The sequence below is a fragment of the Streptomyces sp. enrichment culture genome (assembly GCF_964273255.1).
GTDB lineage: Bacteria > Actinomycetota > Actinomycetes > Streptomycetales > Streptomycetaceae > Streptomyces.
Genome location: NZ_OZ186835.1, coordinates 1,834,803 through 1,856,079, shown reverse-complemented (window position 1 = coordinate 1,856,079; position 21,277 = coordinate 1,834,803). Strand labels below are relative to the sequence as shown.

The window sequence follows — 21,277 nt, the reverse complement described above, 5'->3', positions numbered from 1 at the left end:
CGTCCCGGGGGAACGGCATGGCACCCTTGGTCCTGCGCGGAAAGAAGTCCACGCGACGTCCACGGACTCGGCTCGACAAGGTTTCGACAAGGAGCAGGCACAGTGCAGCGCTGGCGTGGCTTGGAGGACATCCCCCAGGACTGGGGGCGCAGCGTCGTCACCATCGGCTCCTACGACGGAGTGCACCGCGGGCACCAGCTGATCATCCGGCACGCCGTGGACCGTGCCCGCGACCTGGGCGTCCCGGCCGTCGTCGTCACCTTCGACCCGCATCCCAGCGAGGTCGTCCGCCCCGGCAGCCACCCGCCGCTGCTCGCACCTCACCACCGGCGCGCGGAACTCATGGCGGAGCAGGGGGTGGACGCGGTCCTGGTCCTCCCGTTCACCAGCGAGTTCTCCAAGCTCTCCCCGGCCGACTTCGTGGTCAAGGTCCTGGTGGACAAGCTGCACGCCAAAGCGGTCGTCGAGGGCCCCAACTTCCGCTTCGGCCACAAGGCCGCGGGCACCGTGGACTTCCTCGCCGAACAGGGCAAGCTGTACGACTTCGAGGTCGAGGTCGTCGACCTGTTCGTGTCCGGTGAGGCGGGCGGCGGCGAGCCCTTCTCGTCCACCCTCACCCGGCGCCTGATCGCCGACGGCGACGTCGAGGGCGCCGCCGAGATCCTGGGCCGCCCGCACCGCGTGGAGGGCGTCGTCGTCCGCGGCGCCCAGCGCGGGCGCGAGATGGGGTTCCCGACGGCCAACGTCGAGACCCTCCCGCACACCGCCGTCCCCGCCGACGGTGTCTACGCCGGCTGGCTGCACGCCCGGGGCGAGGCCATGCCGGCCGCCATCTCCGTGGGCACCAACCCGCAGTTCGACGGCACCGAGCGCACCGTGGAGGCGTACGCCATCGACCGCGTCGGCCTCGACCTCTACGGCCTGCACGTCGCCGTGGACTTCCTGGCCTTCGTGCGCGGGCAGGCAAAGTTCGACACGCTCGACGCCCTGCTGGAACAGATGGGCCGCGACGTGCAGCGCTGCCGCGAACTGGTCGCCGCGGCCGAACGGCCCGCCTAGGTGTGCTGACCGGACAGGTTGTGACGCGGCTGGCTGGTGGGTGGCCGCCCACCCTGTGAGGGCGCTCCCGGCTCGGTCCGGCTGCCGCGTCCGGCCCGCCCGTCGGTCCTTATCGTCCCGGTGCCGCGCGGCGGGCAGCGCCCGCCGACGGCCTCAGCGCTCGGGGGCGGTGTCCTCCGTCTCCCGGGCGCCCGTCGCGGGGGCCCAGTGACAGGCGACCTGGGCCGTGTCGCCGCCGGTCAGGATCTCCGGGTCCACGGTCCGGCACGCCTCCGCGACACCCGCACGGTCCGCCTCCCCGGAGGCCAGGACCTGGCAGCGGGCGTGGAAGCGGCAGCCGCCCGGGACGCGGGACGGGTCCGGCGGCTCCCCGGTGAGCACCACGGGTTCGCCCTGGGCCTCCGGCAGCACCGACAACAGGGCCCGGGTGTAGGGGTGCCGGGGCGCGGTCAGCACCTGTTCCACCGCTCCGCTCTCCACGATCCGGCCCAGGTACATCACCGCCACCCGGTCGGCGATGTTCCACGCCAGCCCCAGATCGTGCGTCACCACCAGGGCGGACAGCCCCAGTTCGGTCCGCAGCCGCAGGAGCAGCGCCAGGATCTCCCCGCGCACCGAGGCGTCCAGGGAGGCCACCGGCTCGTCGGCGACGAGGAGTTCGGGCTCCAGCACCAGCGCGCCCGCGATCACCACCCGCTGCCGCTGACCGCCCGACAGCTCGTGCGGGTAGCGCAGGAAGAACCGTTCGGGAGGCCGCAGCCCGGCCCGGGACAGCGCGTGCGCCACCGCCGCCCGCTCGTCACCGCCGTGACCGTGGATGCGCAGCCCCTCGGCGACCGCGTCGTACACCGTGTGCCGGGGGTTGAGCGAGCCGCTGGGGTCCTGCAGCACCAACTGCACGCGCCGGCGGTACGCCTTGAGGGCCCGGCCGGAGTAGTCCAGCGGCCCGCCGTCGAACGTCACCCGGCCGCCGGTGGGCCGCACCAGGCCCAGCAACGCGCGGGCCAGCGTCGTCTTGCCGCAGCCCGACTCGCCGACCAGGGCGACGATCTCACCGGCGCGGATGTCGAGGTCGACGCCGTCCACGGCACGGGCGCCCGGCGCGCCGCGTCGCCCGGGGAAGGCGACCCGCACACCCCGGGCACTCAGCAGCGGGGCGGCCGGAGCCGCGGTGGGGGAGGTGGTCATGGGGTGCTGGGCCTCGCCTTCCGAAGGGGAGCCGCCGCCGCGGCGGCCGCCGTCGCGTCCTCGTCGACCCGTACGCAGGCCGCCCGCCGGGCCGCGTCCACCCTGCGCAACGGCTGGTCGTCCACCGCGCAGGACTCCAGCGCCACCGGGCACCGCGGATGGAACGTGCAGCCGGACGGCAACGCCGACGGATCCGGCGGGTCCCCCGGAAGGCCGCGCGGCGCGAAACGCGACGCCGGGTCGCCGATGCGCGGGAACGCCGCCGACAACGCCCGGGCGTACGGGTGGCGGGCGGCACGGTGGACGGCGTCGGCCGGGCCCTCCTCGACGACCCGGCCCGCGTACATCACGGCGAGGCGGTCGCACGTGTCGGCGAGCACCGCCAGATCGTGACTGATCATCATCAGGGCGACGTCCTGGTCGGCGACCAGCCGTTCGATCAGCCGCAGGATCTGCGCCTGGATCATCACGTCGAGCGCGGTGGTCGGCTCGTCCGCGATGATCAGCCGCGGATCGCAGGCCAGCGCCATGGCGATCATCACGCGCTGCCGCTGCCCGCCGGACAGCTCGTGCGGATGGGCGGCCGCCCGCGCCGCCGGGAGACCCACCTGTTCCAGCAACTCGCCCGCCCTGCGCCGCGCTTCGGCCGGTGTCGCCCGGCGGTGCAGCAGGAGCGGCTCGGCGATCTGGTCGCCCACGCGGTGCACCGGGTTCAGGGAGTGCATCGCGCCCTGGAACACGATCGAGGCCCCGGCCCACCGCACCGCCCGGACCCTGCCCCACTTCATGGCCAGCACGTCCTCACCGTCCAGCAGCACCTGCCCGCCGGTGCGCGTCCCGGCGGGGAGCAGCCGCAGCAGGGCCAGCGCCAGCGTGGACTTGCCGCAGCCGGACTCCCCGGCGATCCCCAGTTTGCGGCCCGCCTCCAGCCGCAGGTCCACCCCGCGCACGGCGGCCGCCCCGCCGGGGTACGTCACGGTCAGGTCCCTGACCTCCAGCAGACTCAACGGGACACCCCCAGCCTGGGGTTGAGGACGGACTCCACGGCCCGCCCGCACAGCGTGAACGCCAGCGCCACCGAGGCGATGGCCAGGCCCGGCGGCACCAGGTACCACCAGTGGCCGGAGCTGACCGCGCCCGCCTCCCGGGCGTCCTGGAGCAGTCCGCCCCACGACACCACGGTGGGGTCGCCGAGGCCGAGGAAGGCCAGGGTCGCCTCCGCCAGGATGGCGGTCGAGATGATCAGGGTCGTCTGGGCCAGGACCAGGGGCATCACGTTGGGCAGCACGTGCCGGCTCATGACGTGCCAGTGCCCGCCGCCCAGCGCCCGGGCCCGCTCGATGTAGGGCCGGGTCTCCACCGCGAGCGTCTGGGCACGCACCAGCCGTGCCGTGGTCGGCCACGTCGTCACCCCGATCGCCACCACGATGGTGACCAGCGAACGGGGCATCACACTGGCCAGGGCGATCGCCAGCACCAGGGTCGGCATCACCAGGAACCAGTCGGTGACGCGCATCATCACCGTCGCGTACCAGCCCCGGAAGTGCCCGGCGGTCACCCCGATCAGCGTGCCGATGGCCACCGACAGCACGGCCGCGAGCAGCCCCACCAGCAGCGACACCCGCGCCCCCTGGATCACCAGGCCGAGCAGGTTCCGCCCGAACCGGTCGGTGCCGAACGGGAACGCGGCACTCGGGCCCTCCAGCGCCTCGCCGGGGGCGTCCGTCACCTGGTCGACGTCGGAGCCGACCAGCAGGGGTGCGGCGAGCGCCAGCAGCCCGGCCAGCAGCAGCGCGGCCAGGCCGGCGACTCCCGCGCGGTGGGTGCGGTACTGCCGCCAGAAGCGGGCCACCGAGGCGCGCCGCCGCTGCCGGGCCAGGGTGCGCGCGGACGCCTCCACCGGCACCGGGGCCGGCGGGGAGTCAGTCGGCGGGGAGGCGAGCGGCGGGTCCCCGGCCGGGGCGCCGGGAACCGGTGCCGGCGGGTCCGTCGTGCCGTCGTGGTCGGTCGTCATCGGCCCACCCGGGGGTCGAGCAGCGGATAGATCAGGTCGGCCAGCGTGTTCATTACGATCACCGCGGCCGCGAACACGAAGAACAGGCCCTGCACCAGCGGCAGATCGGGCACACTCAGCGCCTGGTAGAACAGCCCGCCGAGGCCGGGCCAGGAGAAGACCGTCTCCACCAGGATGACGCCCGCCACGGTCCGGCCGAGGTTGATGAACACCAGCGTCACGGTCGGCAGCAGCGCGTTGGGCACGGCGTGGCGACGGCGCACCAGGTCGTCGCGCAGGCCCTTGGCCCGCGCGGTGGTCAGGTAGTCGCTGCCCATCTCGTCCAGCAGCGCGGACCGCGTCACCAGCAGCGTCTGCCCGTACTCCACCGCCACCAGCGTCACCACCGGTAGCACCAGGTGGTGGGCCACGTCCAGCACGTACGCGAAGCCCTCTTCGCCGCCCGACTCCATGCCGCCGGTGGGGAACAGGCCCGGGACCGGGCCGATGCCCACCGACAGCGTGACGATCAGCAGCAGCCCGAGCCAGAAGGACGGCACGGAGTACAGGACCAGCGCCAGACCGGTGTGGAACCGGTCGCCGAGCCGCCCGTTGCGCCACGCCGCCCGGGTGCCGAGCAGAATGCCCAGCGCCGTGTAGAGCACGAAGGCGGTCCCGGTCAGCAGCAGGGTGTTCGGCAGCGCCTCGGTGATCTTGTCGATCACCGGGGCGCGGAACTGGTACGACGTCCCCAGGTCGCCGGTGAGCGCCTTGCCGCAGTAGTCGGTGAACTGCTGCCACATGGGGAGGTCCAGCCCGAACTCACGTCGGTAGGCAGCCAGTTGTTCCGCCGACACCTGGCGCCCGCCGGTCATGAACTTCACCGGGTCGCCCGGGATCAGCCGGAACAGGAAGAAGCTCGTGACGAGGACGGCGAACAGGGACACGGCGGCCCCGGCCAGCTTGCCCGCCACGTACCGCAGGTAGCCGGCCGAGGAGCGGGCCCGCGGACCGCCGCGGCCGGCCGCCGGTCCGTCCTTGACCGGACCGGCGGCCCGCGCACCCCCGGCGGGCGCGGATGCTGCGTCAGCGGTCATGGGCGCCCGCTCGCCGCCTGCTCACGCGCCGCCTACTCACGGTCCTCGGCGGTCGCCCGCCGCCGCAGCGCCACGAACGCCCCCAGCCCCGCGAGGACCACGGCCCCCGCGACGATCCCGATGACCACACCGGCCGGCGAGGAGTCGCCGCCCGAGTCACCGGAGTCCGCCGGTACCGCGGACCACCAGCTCCAGTAGCCGTCCTGGCCGTAGATGTTGCCCGCCTTCGCCGGCATCGTGGTGATCGACTCGATGTGGTCCGTGCGGTACGCCTCCACGGCGTTCGGGTACGCCATGACGTTCATGTACCCGAGGTCGTACAGCCGGGACTGCATCTGCTTCACCAGACCGGCGCGTTCGGCCGGGTCGTACTCGGCGAGCTGGCGTGCGTACAGCTCGTCGTACTTCTCGTCGCAGATGAAGTTGTCGGTGGCGCCGGTGTCCTTCGGCGTCGCCGGCAGCGCGGCACAGGTGTGGATGGACAGGACGAAGTCCGGGTCGGGGTTGACCGACCAGCCGTCGAAGGCCAGGTCGTACTCGCCCGCCAGCCAGGGATCGGTCACGTTGTCCAGGCAGTTGAGCGTGACACCGATGCCGAGGTCGCCCCACCACTCCTGGAGGTACTTGCCGATGGCCTTGTCGTTCGGGTCGGTGGCATGGCACAGCACCCGGTACGTGATCGGCTCGCCGTCCTTGCCGACCCGCCTGCCGTCGGCGTTCTCCCGGTACCCCGCCTCATCCAGGAGCGCCGCCGCCTTCGCCGGGTCGTACGCCAGCTCCTGCCCGGCCGACGGCTCCCAGAAGTACTGCGAGAAGCGCGGGGGTATGTAGCCCGCTCCCTCCACGGCGTGCCCCTGGAACACCTTGTCGATGATCGCCTTGCGGTCCACCGCCATGAACAGCGCGTTGCGCACCCGCTGGTCGAGCAGCGAGGGATGGCCGTCGCCCATCTTCTCGCCGTTCTTCGCGCGCGCGCCCGGGTTCGTGGCGAGGGCGTAGAAGCGGCGCCCGGGTGCGTCGTTGACCCGGATGTTCTTGTCCTTCTCCAGCGACGCCGCCTGCGCGGGCGTCAGCGACGGCGACCCGGCGACGAACGACACCTCGCCCTTGCGCAGCGCCGACACGGCCGCGTCCTGGTCCTTGTAGTAACGGAAGACCAGCTCGTCGAACTTCGGCGCCCCGCGCCAGAAGGTCTTGTTCGGCTTCAGCCGCACGTAGCTGTCGGCCTTGTAGTCGGTGAGGACGAACGGCCCGTTGCCGACGAGGGGGAAGTCCTGGTCGTTGTTGAACTTCGCGTAGTCGTCGACCTTCTCCCACACGTGCTTGGGCACGATCGGCACGTCCAGCGCCGTCATGGTGGCCTGCGGCTTCTTCAGCTTGATGACCAGCTCGGTCGGGCTGGGAGCGGTGACCTTCTCGAAGTTGGCGACGAAGCTGCCGTTGGCGGTGGCCGCCCCCTCGTCGGTCATCATCGTGTTGAACGTCCAGGCCGCGTCCTCGGCCGTGGCCCGCTTCCCGTCGGACCACGTCGAGTCCGACCGGATCGTGTACGTCCAGGTCAGCTTGTCCGGCGACGACTCCCATTTCGTGGCCAGCCCGGGGACGACGTGGTTGTCCTCCGGGTCGTAGTTGGTCAGGTACTCGTAGGTGAGCCGGTGGATGCTCGTGCTGAGCAGTCGGACCGCGAGGAACGGACTGAGCGAGTCGACGCTCTGCGCCACCGCGACGGTCAGCACCTTCTTGCCGCCGTCGGCCGCCTCGGCCTGCTGGGGCGCCGGGTTCAGCGGCGTCACCAGCCCGGCGGTCAGCGTCAGCGCCGCCGCACCGGCCACCGCGACGACACGCAGCGGACCGCCGCGGAGCGACCCGCGCCGGGGCCCGGGGTGGGGGGTGGGGGGCCGCCTGCGGGGGCGCCCGCCGTACCGATCGTTCGTGTCCATAAGAGGGCTGACCTCGCGTCATCGCTCGCACGGAAGGGACAGGTTGATCAGGTGGGTGATGAGTGTGTCTATCAGCGCGGTCTGCCACCGTCAACGGCGCGTGCACCCCATGTGGCCTGCGGAAATAACGAATTGACGAGCGTTTCTCGCTCATTGGTGGAGACCACTGAAGCACTCCAGGCCAGAGGCTGGCGGCCGGATCCCGCCCTCGGGGCGCGATGACGCGCACCGGGCGGGTGGGGAGCCCGGCGCGCGGGATGCGCGGCAGGCGGGAGTGCGGGGCGCGCGGCAGGCGCGCGTGCGGGGCGCGGTGCCGGAGTGGACGGGGCCTGGGGCGCGGGGCGCGGGCGCCCGCGGGGCAGTTACGCGGGTGGGCGGCGTTCCGCGCCGGGTGCGTAACGGCTGGCGCCGTCCGCCGGCGACGTGGGCTGTGGGCGGGCGCGCGAAGTGGGCCGCGGGCGGGTCGCTGTGGGCCGCGGGCGGGTCGCTGTGGGTCGAGGGTAGGTCGCGGGTGGGCCGTATGCGGGTTTGGTTTCGTGAGGCCGGCTGTCCGTGGGGCGGAAGGGCGGGCCGGAAGGGGAGGGAAACGGGAGCGGAAAGGGGATCGGCCCCTCGGGGAGGGGCCGATCGGGGGCGGGACGGGGAGGCGCGCTGCCGGGGGCGGCGGCCGCCCCCATGCCGTCCCTACTGCTGGGGCGGTGGGGTCCGGCCCTGCTGGGGGTGCGCCTCCGGCGGGGCGGCCGGGGGCTGGGGCTGTGCCGGCGGATGCGGCTGGGCCAGGGGGTAGGAGTGGTCCGCCGCCGGGCCCGGTGCCGGGGGCTGCGGGTGGGCGGCGTGCGGCGGGACCGGAGGCTGCCCCGGCTGCCCGTGGGGAGGCTGGGCCTGGGGGTGGCCCGGCGCTGCCGGGTGGCCGGGCGAGGGGTGCGGCTGCCCGTGCGGCGCGGCCTGCGGGTGCGGCTGGGCGGAGGGTCCGCCGTACGGCTGCTGCGGGTACGGGCCCGGGTTCTGGGGCTGCCCGGGGATGTGGTGTCCGCCGGCGGGCGGCTGCTGCGGGCCGGGAGCCTGGGGTCCGCCCGGGTACGGCAGGCCCGGGACGCCCTGGCCGGGGGCACCCTGCCCGGGCACCGGCTGCCCCGGTACCGGCTGCCCCGGCAGCGGCGGGGCGGCGACCGGGGGCGGGTTGCCGTCGGAGGTCCACAGGCCGTGCGCCTGCTGGTGCCGGACGAAGTCCTCGGCCACCAGGGCCGCCAGGTTGAAGTACGCCTCGCGCACCTTCGGCCGCATCATGTCCAGGTCGACCTCCGCACCGGCGGCCAGGTGCTCGTCGAACGGCACGACGACCACACCGCGGCAGCGCGTCCTGAAGTGGGACACGATGTCGTCGACCTTGATCATCTTTCCGGTCTCGCGGACCCCGGAGATGACCGTCAGGGACCGGGAGACCAGCTCCGCGTACCCGTGGGCCGACAGCCAGTCCAGCGTCGTACTGGCGCTGGACGCACCGTCCACCGACGGTGTGGAGATGATGATGAGCTGGTCGGCGAGGTCGAGCACCCCGCGCATCGCGCTGTACAGCAGCCCCGTGCCGGAGTCGGTGAGGATGATCGGGTACTGCCTGCCCAGCACGTCGATCGCGCGCCGGTAGTCCTCGTCGTTGAACGTCGTGGACACCGCCGGGTCCACGTCGTTCGCGATGATCTCCAGACCGGAGGACGCCTGGGACGTGAACCGCCGGATGTCCATGTACGAGTTGAGGTACGGGATCGCCTGGACCAGGTCGCGGATCGTCGCACCGGTCTCGCGCCGCACGCGGCGGCCGAGCGTGCCGGCGTCCGGGTTGGCGTCGATGGCGAGGATCTTGTCCTGCCGCTCGCTGGCGAGGGTGGAGCCGAGCGCGGTGGTGGTGGTCGTCTTGCCGACGCCGCCCTTCAGACTGATGACGGCGATGCGGTAGCAGGACAGCACCGGAGTGCGGATCAGCTCCAGCTTCCGCTGCCGCTCCGCCTCCTCCTTCTTGCCGCCCAGCTTGAAGCGCGACCCGCCGCTCGCGGGGCGGGTGCTCTTCGCCTTCTGCCTCTTGCTGTTGAGCAGACGGTCCGAGGACAGTTCGACGGCCGCGGTGTAACCGAGCGGTGCCGCACCGGGGTTGGTCGGCTGCCGCTGGTCGTGCTGCACGGGCTGCGGCCAGGCGGCTCCGATCCGGGGGTCGACCGGTGGCTGCCCCGGGTGCCCCTGCTGGTCCGGCTGCGGTGCCTGCGGCGGAACGCCCGGGTGCTGCGGCTGTCCGGGGGCACCGGGCCCTCCCGGTGCCTGCTGGGCGGGCTGGGCGTGCTGCGCGGGGTGCTGCTGCGGGAAGCCGTAACCACCCGGCTGGGCCGGGGGAGTCGGGGCCGGGCCGGCCTGGGGGCCGGGGTGCGGGAAGCCGTAGCCGGCGGGCGCGCCGGGGCCGGGCGCACCGGCCTGCGGGAACCCGTACCCCGGCTGCGGGGCGACCTGGTCGGGCCGCCCGGGCTGGTCGGGTCCCTGCTGCGGCGGCACCGGCGCGGCCGGCGTCTGCCAGGCGGCCGGGGCGGACTGCGGGGCCTGCGGCTGGAACGCGGGCGGCTGCTGGGCGGCGACGCCCGGCTGCGGCGCGGGCGGAGCGGGGGTGGTGCCCTCCGGCTGGGGCGCGGTCGCCGGTGCCGGGGACGCCGGTGCCTCCTGCCCCGGCGTGTGCGGGGCCGGGGGCTGCGGCACGCTGTGGGGCTGCGCCGGCCACTGACTCGCGGGCGCGGGCGCCGCGGGGTAGGTGGGGGGCAGCGGCGGGACGTTCTGCGGGGGCGGGGGAGGGGCCCACGCGGGCGGGGCCGTGTCGGCTGCGGCCGGAACGGCGTCCTGCGGTGTGTCGTCACCGTGCGCGCCGGTGGGCGGCACGCCGGAGGGAGCGGTCTCCCCGTCGGGTGCTCCCGCCCCGGCCTCCGCCGGCGCGGGGGCGTCGGTGGCCTCCGCCCCGGACGAGGAACCTTCGGCCCCCGGAGGGGCGTCCGCGGTCACCTGCCCGGTGTGCGCGGTCGCCTGCCCGGCGTCGGCCGCCACCTGCCCGGCATCGGCGGCCGCGGGTCGAGCGGGCTCGCCCTCCTGCTGCCCGGACCCCGTCTCCGGTTCCGTGCCGCCGGAGCGTTCCGCACCGGCTGCGGCTTCGGCTGCGGCTGCCGACGGCACCGCCTCGCCCTCGCCCCCGTTCTCGCCCACGGGGACGCCGTCTCCCGAGTCACCGGCACCGGCAGCGGTGTCACCACCGTCCGCCACGGCGGAACCCGTCCCGGGGCCGGAAGCCTCGTCGGCCGTGGCGCCGTGTGCGCTGCCGTCGTCCTCCAACGTCCCGGAGGCGGCGGTCCCGTCGCCGGGCTGCCCGCCGGTGTGCTCGCCCGTGACCGGCCGGCCCGCCGACGGCCCGGCGGCCTCGGACCCGGCCTCCGGCTCGGCCGTCGACGCGGGCTCCGCGCCGCCCTCCTCGGGGAGCGCCGCCCCCTCGGACCGGGCTGCCGCCTCCGCGGCGGCGTCACGCCGTGCGAACTCCTGCTTCAGGGCGGCAGCGGAGAAACGCATCGTGGCGCCGCTCTCCAGGTCACCGTTGCCGGAGTCCGGCGTGTAGGCGTCGCCGCCCACCGGAGCGGGCGGTACCGCGGCCTGGTGACCGGGGCCGGCCGCCCGGTCCGCGTCGTCCGCCGGCCCCTCGGCCTGCTGCCGGGGCGGTTCGGGCTGCTGGGGCTCGAAGCCGCTGCCCGCCGGCAGCCTGGGCACCGCACCGGAACCGGCCGGGGGCGGAACCGAGCCCGCACCACCACCGGAGGCGTTCTGCGTGTACCAGGCCGGTGGTGCGTAGTCGATGGTGAACTCGCCCGTCGCCTCGACGGAATCCGCGTCGGGCTGGTCATCGCCGGGTGTCGCCCAGCCCCCGCGGTTCCCGTCCCGATCGCTGTTCACAGTTCCTCCTGGTGTGGTGGCGCACCCTCAGGCCGTGCCGGGGCGCCCATGCTCGTCGTCCGAAGTCTTCCGGGGGCTGTCCGAGGCCGCTGCGGAGTCGTCCGTTGCACGGTGTCCCCGACCGGTCCCAGCCTAATCACCACCACCGGCACCCCGGCAGGCCCCGTCGGCCCCTCGGTGCGCTTCCGCGTCCCGGTGGCCGACGGCGTTCAGTCCATCCGCCGGGGTGTACCCAGCAACCCGATCTCGGCGTCGGTCGGTTGGGTCATCACATACTGCCGGTCGCGGTCGGCGCACCACAGGGTGACGCCGTCGGGCAGCGTCGGCAGGGCGTCGATGTCCGCCCGGGGCAGCCCCATGGCGCGCCCCAGTTCGGCCGACTCGTCCGGCGAGATCCGCTGGACGCCCACCAGCCGTGCCTGACGCAGCAACCGGGGCGCGACGGGGCTGAGATACGGCAGCAGCGTCAGGACCGACTGCCACCGCCCGGACACCACCCGGCCGCGCGGCGGCCGCATTCCGCAGTCCCGCACGACGAGGACCGGCGTACCGGCCGAGGCGCCCTGCGGCGGCACCCGCCCGACGTCGTACACCGCGAGCCCGTTCTGCCCGCCGCCCATGGCGTGCACCATCTGCGTCCACGCCTGCGGACGCCCGGTCTCCACCGCCACCCGGGCGCCGGTCGCCGCGGCCCGCAGCGCCAGCACCTGGACCGTCCACAGGCTGCCGATCAGCACGATGTCGTACGGGGTGGGCCGGTTGAGCCCCAGCACCGCGGGCTGCCCCTCGGCGTCCACCCCGATGACGACGCCGTCGTCCCCGATCGGCAGCGCCAGGGCGTCCAGGTCGTCGGCCGTCAGGGTGTGCCGGCCGTGGCGCGGGCCGAGCAGCCCGAAACCGGTGCGCAGCACCTCCGCCGCGCGGGACGCCGTGGTGTCCGGCGTCCCCGGGACCGGCGACACCGGACCGCCACCGGGGGCGGGTGCGGGGGCGCCGGGCCCGGCGCCGGGTCCTGTGGTCATCGCCGTCACCGCACACCTCCCAGAGGCAAAGTGGCCAGTACACCGGGCAGTTGCTCACGGTCCAGACGCATGAGGGCCGCACCGGCCTCCCGCGCGGCACCCTCCAGCGCCCGCCGGGCGTCGGCCAGTTCCTCGGCGCTGCGGCCCGTCACCCGGAGGTGACCCGTCAGCGACAACTCCCGCCGGTCGTGGGCGGCCAGGGTGAGACTGACGGTGGTGGCGAGCGCCGGAACCGCGGTGACCCGGGCGACGAACTGGGGGAGCGACAGGCCGCCCTCACCGCCCAGTGCGGGCCACCGGCGGACCCAGTACGTGGTGTGTCTGCGGTTGTCACAGCGCCAGCTGCGGCCGGACTCCTCGGTGCGCCGCTCCTGCCGGGAGGCCCGCCCCGCCTCCGCCGTCACCAGCGGGTTGGCGCAGGCCGACGTCGCGATGGCCGAGGTCAGTTCCTCCTCGTCGAGCACCGTGGCCCGGAAACCGGCACCGGTCAGCCGGCTGGCGAGGTGGTCGGCGACCCGCACCGCGCACTTCTGCGCCCCCACCAGCCCGCCGCCCCGGGCCGCCACGGCCTCCGGACACAGCTCGGGGTCCACCTTCAGCGCGATCCAGGTGATGCGCACCGCCGGAGCGCCGGTCTGCTCCTGCAGCGGCGCGTAGTTGCTGACCGCCACCGACTGACGGGGCAGGTGCAGTGCGGGCGCGGGCTGCGTGTGCAGCACGATCTGCGCCGACTCCAGACGGATCCCGTCCACGTCGAGCGCGTCCCGCACCAGCGCCAGCGGCAGGGGCCGCCGGGAGCGCTCCGCCCGCAGGGCCGTCGCGTCCGCCTCCACCTGCACGACGGCCGTGACGAACGTGCCGTCCCCGACCAGGCCGACGGGGCGGCGCTCCCGCCCGCCGAACGCGTACGTGCGCAGGCTCGGATCGCACTCCACGGCAGGGGCCAGCCCCGCCTCCGTCCCCGCCGGGACCTCCAGCTTCGCCGCGCGCTTCTGCCGGGAACGCAGCGCCCGCACCGTGGCGATCCACTCGGGAAGGGAACGGCCGCGACGGCGCACGAACGCCAGCAGCACCAGCACCACCGCGACGACCGCGGCGGGCACCAGGAACACCGTCCCGAACACCCAGCCCGCGAGGAGCACGGCAGCGGCGAGCTCCACCAGGACGATCCGTTGCAACCGGAACGAACCGGGGCGTCCCGCACGCACCTTGAGCTGGAGACCTCCGCGCGCGGACGGCTGCCCCGCCGCCCCGGCGTCAGGTGCGGCGGCGCCGCGCGTCCGGGTCCGGCCACGGCCCGCAGGCCGCCTTCCGGAAGCCATCACTGCATTCCCCCAATTTGTTCACAACACGCAGGAAATCCCGCGTCCCACCAGGCCCTGCGGGGCCCAGGCACCCTACCCGCTCCGCACGTCGCTCCCCGCACCAGGCATAGTAGGGGCCCGGTCCGACACCGGCGGGCGGACGACGTCGGTCATCGCCCCCCGGAACGGGTGCGGGCGGGACACGTGCGGAACACGGGGAGAGACACGCACCAATGGCATCTCGGCGGGATCAGCTCAACGCCTACACCTTCGCGAAGCGCCGCTTGCTCGCGGCGTTCGTCCAGTCGTTCCCGCAAGGATCGGAGGAGGGAGCGCCCCGCCCGCTGCGCGGCGTCGTGCCCGGCCTCATCATCGGCGTGATCGTCATGGCCGTGTTCGGCGCGTGGGGCATGCTCAAGCCGACGGCCCCCAAGGGCTGGGACACTCCCAACGAGAAAGTCATCATCGCCAGCGAGTCGACCACCCGGTACGTCGTCCTGAAGACCGGCGACGAGGCCCAGCTGCACCCCGTCCTCAACATGGCGTCCGCCAAACTCCTGCTGGCCCCGAACAAGGGCGACGTGGTCACCGTCAGCGAGTCGCTCCTCGACAGCGGCAAGATCCCGCACGGCGCCACCATCGGCATCCCGTACGCCCCCGACCGCCTGCCCTCCGCCAAGGAAGCGGCCGCGGCCAAGCGGTGGGTCGTCTGCGAACGCCCCAGCGCGGGCGGCCAGTCCATCCAGAAGGCGGCCCTCGTCCTCGCCGACCGCGAACGCTCCCTGACCGAGGGCAAGCAGAAGCTGAAGGGCGGTCAGCTGCTCTACGTCGTCGACCCCGACGGCCACCGCCACATCGTGGACGCGAGCGGCACCGCCTACCGCGTCGACGAACTGGACAGCGGCGACGACCTGGAACTGCTGCTGCGCACGATCGTCGGCTCCGGCAGTGAACCGCAGCGGGTCTCCCGCGAGTGGCTGGCCACCCTCCACCGGGGCGACCCGGTCACCTTCCCCGAGCTCGACGCCACCCCCGGCACCCCCGCCGACGCCCCCGGCCGGCTCGACCCGTCGGCCGACAGGGTCGGCACCGTGCTCAAGGCCCTCGACAACAACAAGGTGCAGCACTACGTCGTCCTCCCCGGCCGCGTCGCCCCCGTCTCCGCCTTCGTCGCCAAACTCCTGCTGTTCAGCGAGGACTTGAGCTCACTCGGCCAGGCGGGACACGCCCTGGAGACCAGCCCCGGCGCGATCGTCCCGGGCAAGCCCTTCGGCCAGGAGCACGACTGGCCCACCGGCACCCCCGAGGCGGTCAACGAGGCCTCCGCCGCGAAGGGCAGCCGCAACACCGTCTGCAACGTCCTGCACCACGTCGGGAACAAGGGCGCCACTACCCTCAGCACCTGGGCCGGCACCGACTTCCCGGCCGACCTCCCCGCCGGATCCTCCAGCGCCTACGCCACCCCCGGCTCCGGCCAGCTCTACCGCCAGTTCCAGGGCACCGAGACCAAGGCCGGCCCGGTCTTCCTGGTCACCGACACCGGCCTGCGCTACGTGCTGCAGTCCAACGCGGACAGCGCGACCGACGACGCGGGCATCGGCATGTCCGCCGAGGAGAAGAAACAGTTGGAGCAGGAGGCCCAGCAGGCGCAGACCCGCCTCGGCTACGCCGACGTCGACCCGGCGCCCATCCCGGCCGCCTGGTCCGCGTTCCTGCCCACCGGACCCCGTCTGTCCACGGCAGCGGCCCGCCAGCCGCAGGGCTCCTGACCCGGGGGACGGCATGCGACGCACCCACCTCGCCCTGCTCCGTACGGCGACCGCGGCGGTCCTGCTGGCGGCCCCGGTCGCCCTCGCCCCGCCGGCCACCGCGGACGACTCCTTCTCCGACCAGTGCGAATACCCCAACGCCTCCTACCCCGGCCGCCCCTGGTCCCTCCAGCGCGTCCAACTCGACGCGCTCTGGAGCCAGTCCAAGGGCAAGGGCGTGCGGGTCGCCGTCATCGACACCGGCGTCGACATCACCCACCCGCAGCTCAAGGGCGCCGTCGACGCCAAGAGCGGCCGCAACTTCCTGCCCAAGGGCCTCAAGGACGAGAACGGCGATCCCGTCGACCGCGGCAAGGAGAACGGCACCACCGACACCGTCGGCCACGGCACCAAGGTCGCCGGCATCATCGCCGCCCGCCCCGCCGACAAGACCGGCTTCGTCGGCCTCGCCCCCGAAGCCACCATCATCCCGATCCAGCAGAACGACGCGGACGGCAACGGCGACACCGCCACCCTGGCCCGATCGATCCGCCACGCGGTCCAGGCCGAGGCCGACGTCATCAACATCAGCCAGGACACCTCCGACGCCGCCGAACCGGACCCGGACCTCAAGGCCGCCGTCGACGAGGCCCTGGAGGAGGACATCGTCGTCGTGGCGTCGGCCGGCAACGACGGTGCGGGCGGCAACGTCAAGAAGACCTACCCCGCCTCCTACGAGGGTGTCCTCGCCGTCGCCGCCTCCGACCGCAACAACGAACGCGCCTCCTTCTCCCAGTCCGGCGACTTCGTCGACGTGGCGGCACCCGGCGTCGACATGATCTCCACCGTCCCCAAGGGCGGCCACTGCCTCGACAACGGCACCAGCTTCTCCGCGCCCTACGTCGCGGGCATCGCCGCGCTCATCAAGGCGAAGCACCCCACGTGGACGCAGCGTCAGATCGTCGCGCAGATCGAGCAGTCGGCGGAGCGGTCGATCGCCGGCCGCGACCGCCTGGTCGGCTGGGGCGTGGTCGACCCGGTCGCCGCCCTCACCGAGGACGACCGCCCGATCGAGTCCCCGCGCCCCCGCGAGGGCCTCGCCCGGGCCGAGGCCCCCGCGGCGGCCGCCCTCCCGCTCGGCGAGACCGCCGACGAACGCAACGCCCGCCTCGCCACCTACGTCGCCGTCGGCACCGTGGTGCTGGTGGCCGGATTGGGCGGCACGGCGGTCGCCATCCGGGACGCGCGCAGACGAAAGCGGACGGTCACCCCGGATCACGGCGACAGCACGATGTGAGAAACACCGCTCGATCACCGTCCGCACGACGGCAACCGGCTCCGCATCCGTACCGTCCGGTGAAGAGAGGGTGAGGATACGCCGCTCCGCACGGCCGTGACTGCATATGGCAGTTGGGACTGTCGGTGCGGATCACTAGAGTGGTTCCGTTGCGGTCGTGATCGCTTCAGGGCGCGAACGGAACAACGCCCGAGCGGGTCCGACCGGCCACGGCACGGGGACAACGGGGCAGCAGTACCCACGGGGAGGAAGAAGCATGGGGCTTCCAGAGGAGGACAGGGCCGGAGCGCCGGGCAAAGCGTCCGGATCGGCGGACCTGCGCCGCGGCGTCATGGCGCTGTCGAAGTTCAAGGAGAAGGTGGACGACCTCCTCGAAACCTTCGAGGGATCACCCGGCGGCCCGGCCAAGGTCTCGGCCCACAGCCTGCCCCAGACCGCCTTCGGCACCGGCGCCTTCCCCGAGGGCCAGCAACTCCACCTGGAGTACGAGCGCGTCCACGAACGGATCACCACCCTGTCCAAGCTGCTGGGCCTGCAACTCGAAGCCATGCGGATCGCGGTGCACGGCGTGGACGTCGACTTCGACAACCTCGAGGAAGAGCAGCGGCGTAAGTTTCACGCCATCCGTACCACGGTCAACGAGACGAGCACGGAGATGCGCGACGCACACGGCAAACGGGACAACAAGGCGGACCAGACTGACGGGGGCTACTAGTGAGCGGCGACAAGAACAGGCCGGATCCCTACCAGGCCGAACGCGAGGACGCCACGTCACAGAACGGCGCCCTGGACGCGGTCATGACCATGACCCGCGTCGTCAACCCGTTCAATCCCCTCACGCCCTTCCCGAACGCCCGGGGCATCCACTTCGCGTCCACCGACTTCGAGGGCTACGACCTCAACGACATGGTGGACATCGTCGAATCGGCCAACCCCGAACTCCTCGAGTCCGCGGGTGAGGCGCTCCTCGCTGCACGTACCGCCATCGAGGAGGCCGCGGACATACTCGACGGTGACCTCAAGAACATCGACTGGGAGGGCGAGGCCCACGCCGCCTTCCAGAAGTGGGCCAAGAGCCTCGTCACCACCGCCAAGGGCCTGGCGAACTACGCGGAAACCGTCGGCACCCAGGTCATGGCCGCCGGCTCCGGCCTGGCCTCCGTCCGCAAGTCCATGCCTCCGCGCGACTCCCGGGCCAACCCCAAGACCGTCGACGACATCCCGCCCATCCAGCGGCTCGACACGAACGAGGAGTTCACTGCCGCCCGCAAGGCGGAACAGAACCGCCAGGAAGCCATCAACCAGATGTACCGGCTGGCGTCGTTCTACCGGGTGTCGCAGGGGAAGATGGCCTCGGCGGAGGAGCCGGTGTTCCCGAAGATGCCGGACGTGGGGGTTCCGGAGCCGCTGCCCTACGAGCGCCTGCCCACGCCGCCTGCGTCGGAACAGATGTTGCCCGCTTCCTCCCACGAGGCCCGCACCACGGCGCAGAGCGAACGGGGAGCGGAGCCCGGGCGGCAGTCCGTGGACGCGCAGGCATTGCTCAAGGAAGCGACCATGCCCGATGGGCTGCCGAAGCCTACTGTGGGCACGGAGATCAACACCGTTGGCACCTTGCCTCCTCAGGAAGCGGTGAAGCCGCCGACGGCCGGTGCGCCGCCGATGACCGCCGGTCCCGTCGGCCAGCCGGGTCCCGTCCCTCCCATGGCGCCCAGCACGATGCCGCCCGTCCTGCGCGGAACCGCAGGACGCCCCCTGGGTGGCCCTGGCGGGTTGCCCGGGGGCAAGGTTCCTCCCGTGGCGCACGGCCCGGCCGGTGGGCCGGGGCGGAACGGCACGATCGGACGTATGGGGCCGGGTGCCATGGGCACGGGGCCGGGCCCTGCAGCGGGGGGCGCCGGGCCGATGGGCAGGGCCACCGGTCCGCTGGGTCCCGTCGGGCGTGGAGCCATGCCAGGGCAAGCCTCCGGCGCCGGGAGCGGCACCGCAGGACGCGGCATCGTTGGTGGCGTACCGAGAAATGCGACGCCGATGCCAGGTCCCGTAGGCGGCGGCGCTCGCGGGCCGATGGGCCCCATGGGACCACCACTGGCAGGCCGCAGCGGAACCTCCGGCCGACGCGGTGACGGCGTGGTGGGCGGACGCCCTGTCGTCGGGGCACCGCAGTCCGGTGCCGGGACCACCCCGAGGCTGCCACGCGGCAACGTCATCGGCGGTGAGGGTGCAGCCGCCGCCGGCTCGAACGGGCAGAGGCCCGGTCAGCAAGGCGTGATCGGAGCACCCCCGGCGACCGCGAACAGGGCACCATCGGGCCGTCGTCCAGCCGGCAGCTCCGAGGGTGTCATCGGAGCGCCTACGGGGACTGGGGCGGCCTCCAGGAAGAGTGGCCGTTCATCTGAGGAACCCGGAGTGCGGCATGGCGCGTCGAAGGGCCGGAACGCCGGCTCGGGCCGTTCACGCCGCCGTGGGCGCCGCGACGACACATCCGCGTCCGACTGACCGGATGGACAAGGGACAGGCAGAAGCATGGTGTCAAGGGTGAGCCGACTCGCCGGGCGGAACACGTCTGTGGCCTCGCAGAGCCGGAACAGGAGACGGAGCGTTGCCATCTGCTCGATGGTCGGCGCTGTCGCTCTGCTGTCGACCGGTCTCACGACGGGCGTCGCAGCCGCGGACGTGCAGTCCAAGCAGTGGTATCTGTCAGCGATGCAGGCCGAGGGGATGTGGAAGGTCAGCACCGGTGAGGGCATCAAGGTTGCCGTGATCGACAGCGGCGTCGATCCCGACACTCCCTCTCTCAGAGGTCAGGTCCTCGCTGGTGAAGCGCCGGATTCCGTGGGGCACGGAGCGACTGAGGACTACTCGGGTCACGGCACGAGCATGGCTGAGCTGATCGCCGGCACGGGGGCGGGCGGTGGGCTCAAGGGACTGGCCCCGGGGGCGAAGATCGTTCCCTACCGGATCAACCTCGCCGGCTCGACAGCCAGGAAGCCCGTGCAGAACGCCCCTGACGTCGCCGAGGTGATCAGGGCCGTTGCTGACAGTGACGCACGGATCATCAACATGTCGTTCGGCGTCGATGCCGAGAACGACGAGGAAATGGCGGCAGTCAAGTACGCCCATTCCAAGGGCAAGCTGATGATTGCCGCTGCCGGCAACGATGCGGAGAAGCACAACCTCATCGACTACCCGGCGGCTTACCCCTACGTCGTAGGCGTTGCCGCCAGCGATGAGTCCGGCAAGGTCGCCAAATTCTCCGAGCACGGTAACTACATCGATGTGGCTGCGCCGGGGGTGAACATGCCTTCCTACTGCGACGCCACCCTCCGCTCCTATTGCGACGGCGACGGAGGCACCAGTGGCGCCACCGCCCTCACCTCCGCCGCAGCCGCCCTGATCTGGTCCGCGCACCCCGACTGGACCGCCAACCAGGTCCTCGCCAGCCTCATCGACACCGCCGGCCGCGACTGGGCCAAGGACGACCCGAGCATCTACCTCGGCTACGGCCTGATCCGCCCCCGCCGGGTGCTGGAGAAGCCGGACTTCGACCCGGGCCCCGCCGATGTCGACCCGCTGGCCAGGGAGAACGAGAAGGGTGTGCTCGACGAGTCGGGCAAGCCCGTCTCCGCGTCCGGGGCGCCGTCCCCCAAGCCCACGGGGGGCACGGTGAAGGACGAGTCCCACACCTCCACCTCCGCCGAGGAGTCCTCCGACGGCGGCAACACCACGCTCTGGATCACCCTCGGAGGCGTAGCCGCCGCCCTGGCCCTCGGCGGCGGAGCCTTCGCCGTGCTCCGTTCACGGCGCACCTCCTGACCCGACCCACCACCCACCACCGCGCGGTGAGCCGAACGCACCCCATCCCACCGCAGCACCGCACTCACGAAAGGGACCGCCGACATGGCTGACGGCCGCAAGCTCTACGAAGCCCAGGTAGAGAAGCTCCAGACGAACGTCATCGACCGGTACGACTCGATCCGCCAGCAGCTCGCGCGCCTCCAGGGCACGATCGACATGATCGAGAAGCACTGGACGGGCCAGGGCGCCATCGCCTTCGACAAGAAGCAGACGGAGATCAACGGCCACATGGCCTCGATCGGCCGCATGCTCGACGACTTCCTCGAGGGCATCGAGCTGAACAAGAAGGACAAGCGCAACCTCGAAAGCCAGATCGAGGCGGACATCGTCAAGATCTCGGTGGACGACCTCGGCGGCAAGACCTCCGCCCTCAGCCAGTACTGACGCGAGCCGACCACCTTCCGGCTTTCAACGAAACGAGGAGACCATGTCCGGAGTCCACTACGACGAACTCGCCGTCAAGTACGGCACGATGGACGCGCTCGCCACCGAGCTGGGCGACCAGGCCAAGAAGCTGGAGGACGACCTCGAAGCCCTGAAGAAGGCCGTGCTCGATGCGGCCGCCGGCTGGGGTGGCGAGGCCTACGACGAGTTCACCAAGCGGAGCAAGGACTGGGACCGCCACGCCCGGGGCATCCACCAGGCCCTGGTCAGCATCGCCCAGCGCGTCGGCACCGCCGGCGGTGACTACCGCGGCGGCGACCTGAAGGGCTCCAGCTACTTCATGTAGTGCGAGTTCGAGCAGTCCGTCGGGGCACGCACGCCCCACACGAACGGGGTGGACACGCGCGGGAGGTGTCCACCC

The 21,277-nt window shown here is 73.0% G+C and carries 16 protein-coding genes; 8 read left to right on the top strand and 8 right to left on the bottom strand.

The window, feature by feature from the left end; all coding sequences use genetic code 11:
• The first annotated feature begins 102 nt into the window (after positions 1 to 102).
• Positions 103 to 1,059, top strand: a complete 957-nt coding sequence (locus tag ACSU53_RS07820; protein WP_437025891.1) for a bifunctional riboflavin kinase/FAD synthetase — start codon at positions 103 to 105, stop codon at positions 1,057 to 1,059.
• A gap of 153 nt (positions 1,060 to 1,212) precedes the next feature.
• On the opposite strand, the gene ACSU53_RS07815 is transcribed toward ACSU53_RS07820, so the two are convergent.
• From ACSU53_RS07815 to eccE, 8 genes are all read right to left on the bottom strand, one after another.
• Positions 1,213 to 2,247: an ABC transporter ATP-binding protein gene (locus ACSU53_RS07815; protein ID WP_437025889.1), complete on the bottom strand. Its 1,035-nt coding sequence runs from the start codon at positions 2,245 to 2,247 to the stop codon at positions 1,213 to 1,215.
• On the bottom strand, positions 2,244 to 3,254 hold the full coding sequence (locus ACSU53_RS07810) for an ABC transporter ATP-binding protein (RefSeq protein ID WP_437025888.1): 1,011 nt from the start codon (positions 3,252 to 3,254) through the stop codon (positions 2,244 to 2,246). Before ACSU53_RS07810 ends, ACSU53_RS07815 begins: the two co-directional genes overlap by 4 nt.
• Entirely contained in the window at positions 3,251 to 4,261 is a 1,011-nt protein-coding gene (locus ACSU53_RS07805) for an ABC transporter permease (protein WP_437025886.1), read from the bottom strand. The genes ACSU53_RS07810 and ACSU53_RS07805 overlap by 4 nt, the downstream gene beginning before the upstream one ends.
• Entirely contained in the window at positions 4,258 to 5,337 is a 1,080-nt protein-coding gene (locus tag ACSU53_RS07800; RefSeq protein WP_437025884.1) for an ABC transporter permease, read from the bottom strand. The genes ACSU53_RS07805 and ACSU53_RS07800 overlap by 4 nt, the downstream gene beginning before the upstream one ends.
• Before the next feature lie 32 nt (positions 5,338 to 5,369).
• Positions 5,370 to 7,277 carry an ABC transporter substrate-binding protein gene (locus ACSU53_RS07795; protein WP_437025882.1) on the bottom strand — a complete coding sequence of 636 codons (1,908 nt, stop codon included), beginning with the start codon at positions 7,275 to 7,277 and terminating at the stop codon, positions 5,370 to 5,372.
• Positions 7,278 to 7,961: 684 nt separating this feature from the next.
• Positions 7,962 to 11,243 (bottom strand): SCO5717 family growth-regulating ATPase, encoded by a 3,282-nt coding sequence (locus tag ACSU53_RS07790; protein WP_437025881.1) that lies wholly within the window; start codon positions 11,241 to 11,243, stop codon positions 7,962 to 7,964.
• Positions 11,244 to 11,452: 209 nt separating this feature from the next.
• Positions 11,453 to 12,265 (bottom strand): hypothetical protein, encoded by an 813-nt coding sequence (locus ACSU53_RS07785; RefSeq protein WP_437025879.1) that lies wholly within the window; start codon positions 12,263 to 12,265, stop codon positions 11,453 to 11,455.
• A 5-nt stretch (positions 12,266 to 12,270) separates the two neighbouring features.
• Positions 12,271 to 13,587, bottom strand: coding sequence for a type VII secretion protein EccE (gene eccE, locus ACSU53_RS07780; RefSeq protein ID WP_437025878.1), 1,317 nt, complete (start codon positions 13,585 to 13,587; stop codon positions 12,271 to 12,273).
• A gap of 215 nt (positions 13,588 to 13,802) precedes the next feature.
• Here eccE and eccB point away from each other — a divergent pair, with 215 nt between their 5' ends.
• The 7 genes from eccB (at position 13,803) to ACSU53_RS07745 (ending at position 21,202) form a co-directional block, all read left to right on the top strand.
• Complete coding sequence (gene eccB / locus ACSU53_RS07775) at positions 13,803 to 15,338, top strand: type VII secretion protein EccB (protein ID WP_437025877.1); 1,536 nt, start codon at positions 13,803 to 13,805, stop codon at positions 15,336 to 15,338.
• A 13-nt stretch (positions 15,339 to 15,351) separates the two neighbouring features.
• Positions 15,352 to 16,614 carry a type VII secretion-associated serine protease mycosin gene (gene mycP / locus ACSU53_RS07770; protein WP_437025875.1) on the top strand — a complete coding sequence of 421 codons (1,263 nt, stop codon included), beginning with the start codon at positions 15,352 to 15,354 and terminating at the stop codon, positions 16,612 to 16,614.
• Positions 16,615 to 16,870: 256 nt separating this feature from the next.
• Entirely contained in the window at positions 16,871 to 17,329 is a 459-nt protein-coding gene (locus tag ACSU53_RS07765) for a hypothetical protein (protein WP_437025874.1), read from the top strand.
• Complete coding sequence (locus ACSU53_RS07760) at positions 17,329 to 19,113, top strand: hypothetical protein (protein ID WP_437025872.1); 1,785 nt, start codon at positions 17,329 to 17,331, stop codon at positions 19,111 to 19,113. The genes ACSU53_RS07765 and ACSU53_RS07760 overlap by 1 nt, the downstream gene beginning before the upstream one ends.
• Positions 19,114 to 19,230: 117 nt before the next feature.
• Positions 19,231 to 20,430: a S8 family serine peptidase gene (locus ACSU53_RS07755; protein ID WP_437025870.1), complete on the top strand. Its 1,200-nt coding sequence runs from the start codon at positions 19,231 to 19,233 to the stop codon at positions 20,428 to 20,430.
• 84 nt (positions 20,431 to 20,514) lie between these two features.
• Positions 20,515 to 20,856, top strand: a complete 342-nt coding sequence (locus ACSU53_RS07750) for a WXG100 family type VII secretion target (RefSeq protein ID WP_164337346.1) — start codon at positions 20,515 to 20,517, stop codon at positions 20,854 to 20,856.
• A gap of 43 nt (positions 20,857 to 20,899) precedes the next feature.
• On the top strand, positions 20,900 to 21,202 hold the full coding sequence (locus ACSU53_RS07745) for a WXG100 family type VII secretion target (protein WP_437025869.1): 303 nt from the start codon (positions 20,900 to 20,902) through the stop codon (positions 21,200 to 21,202).
• The last annotated feature ends 75 nt before the right edge of the window (positions 21,203 to 21,277 follow it).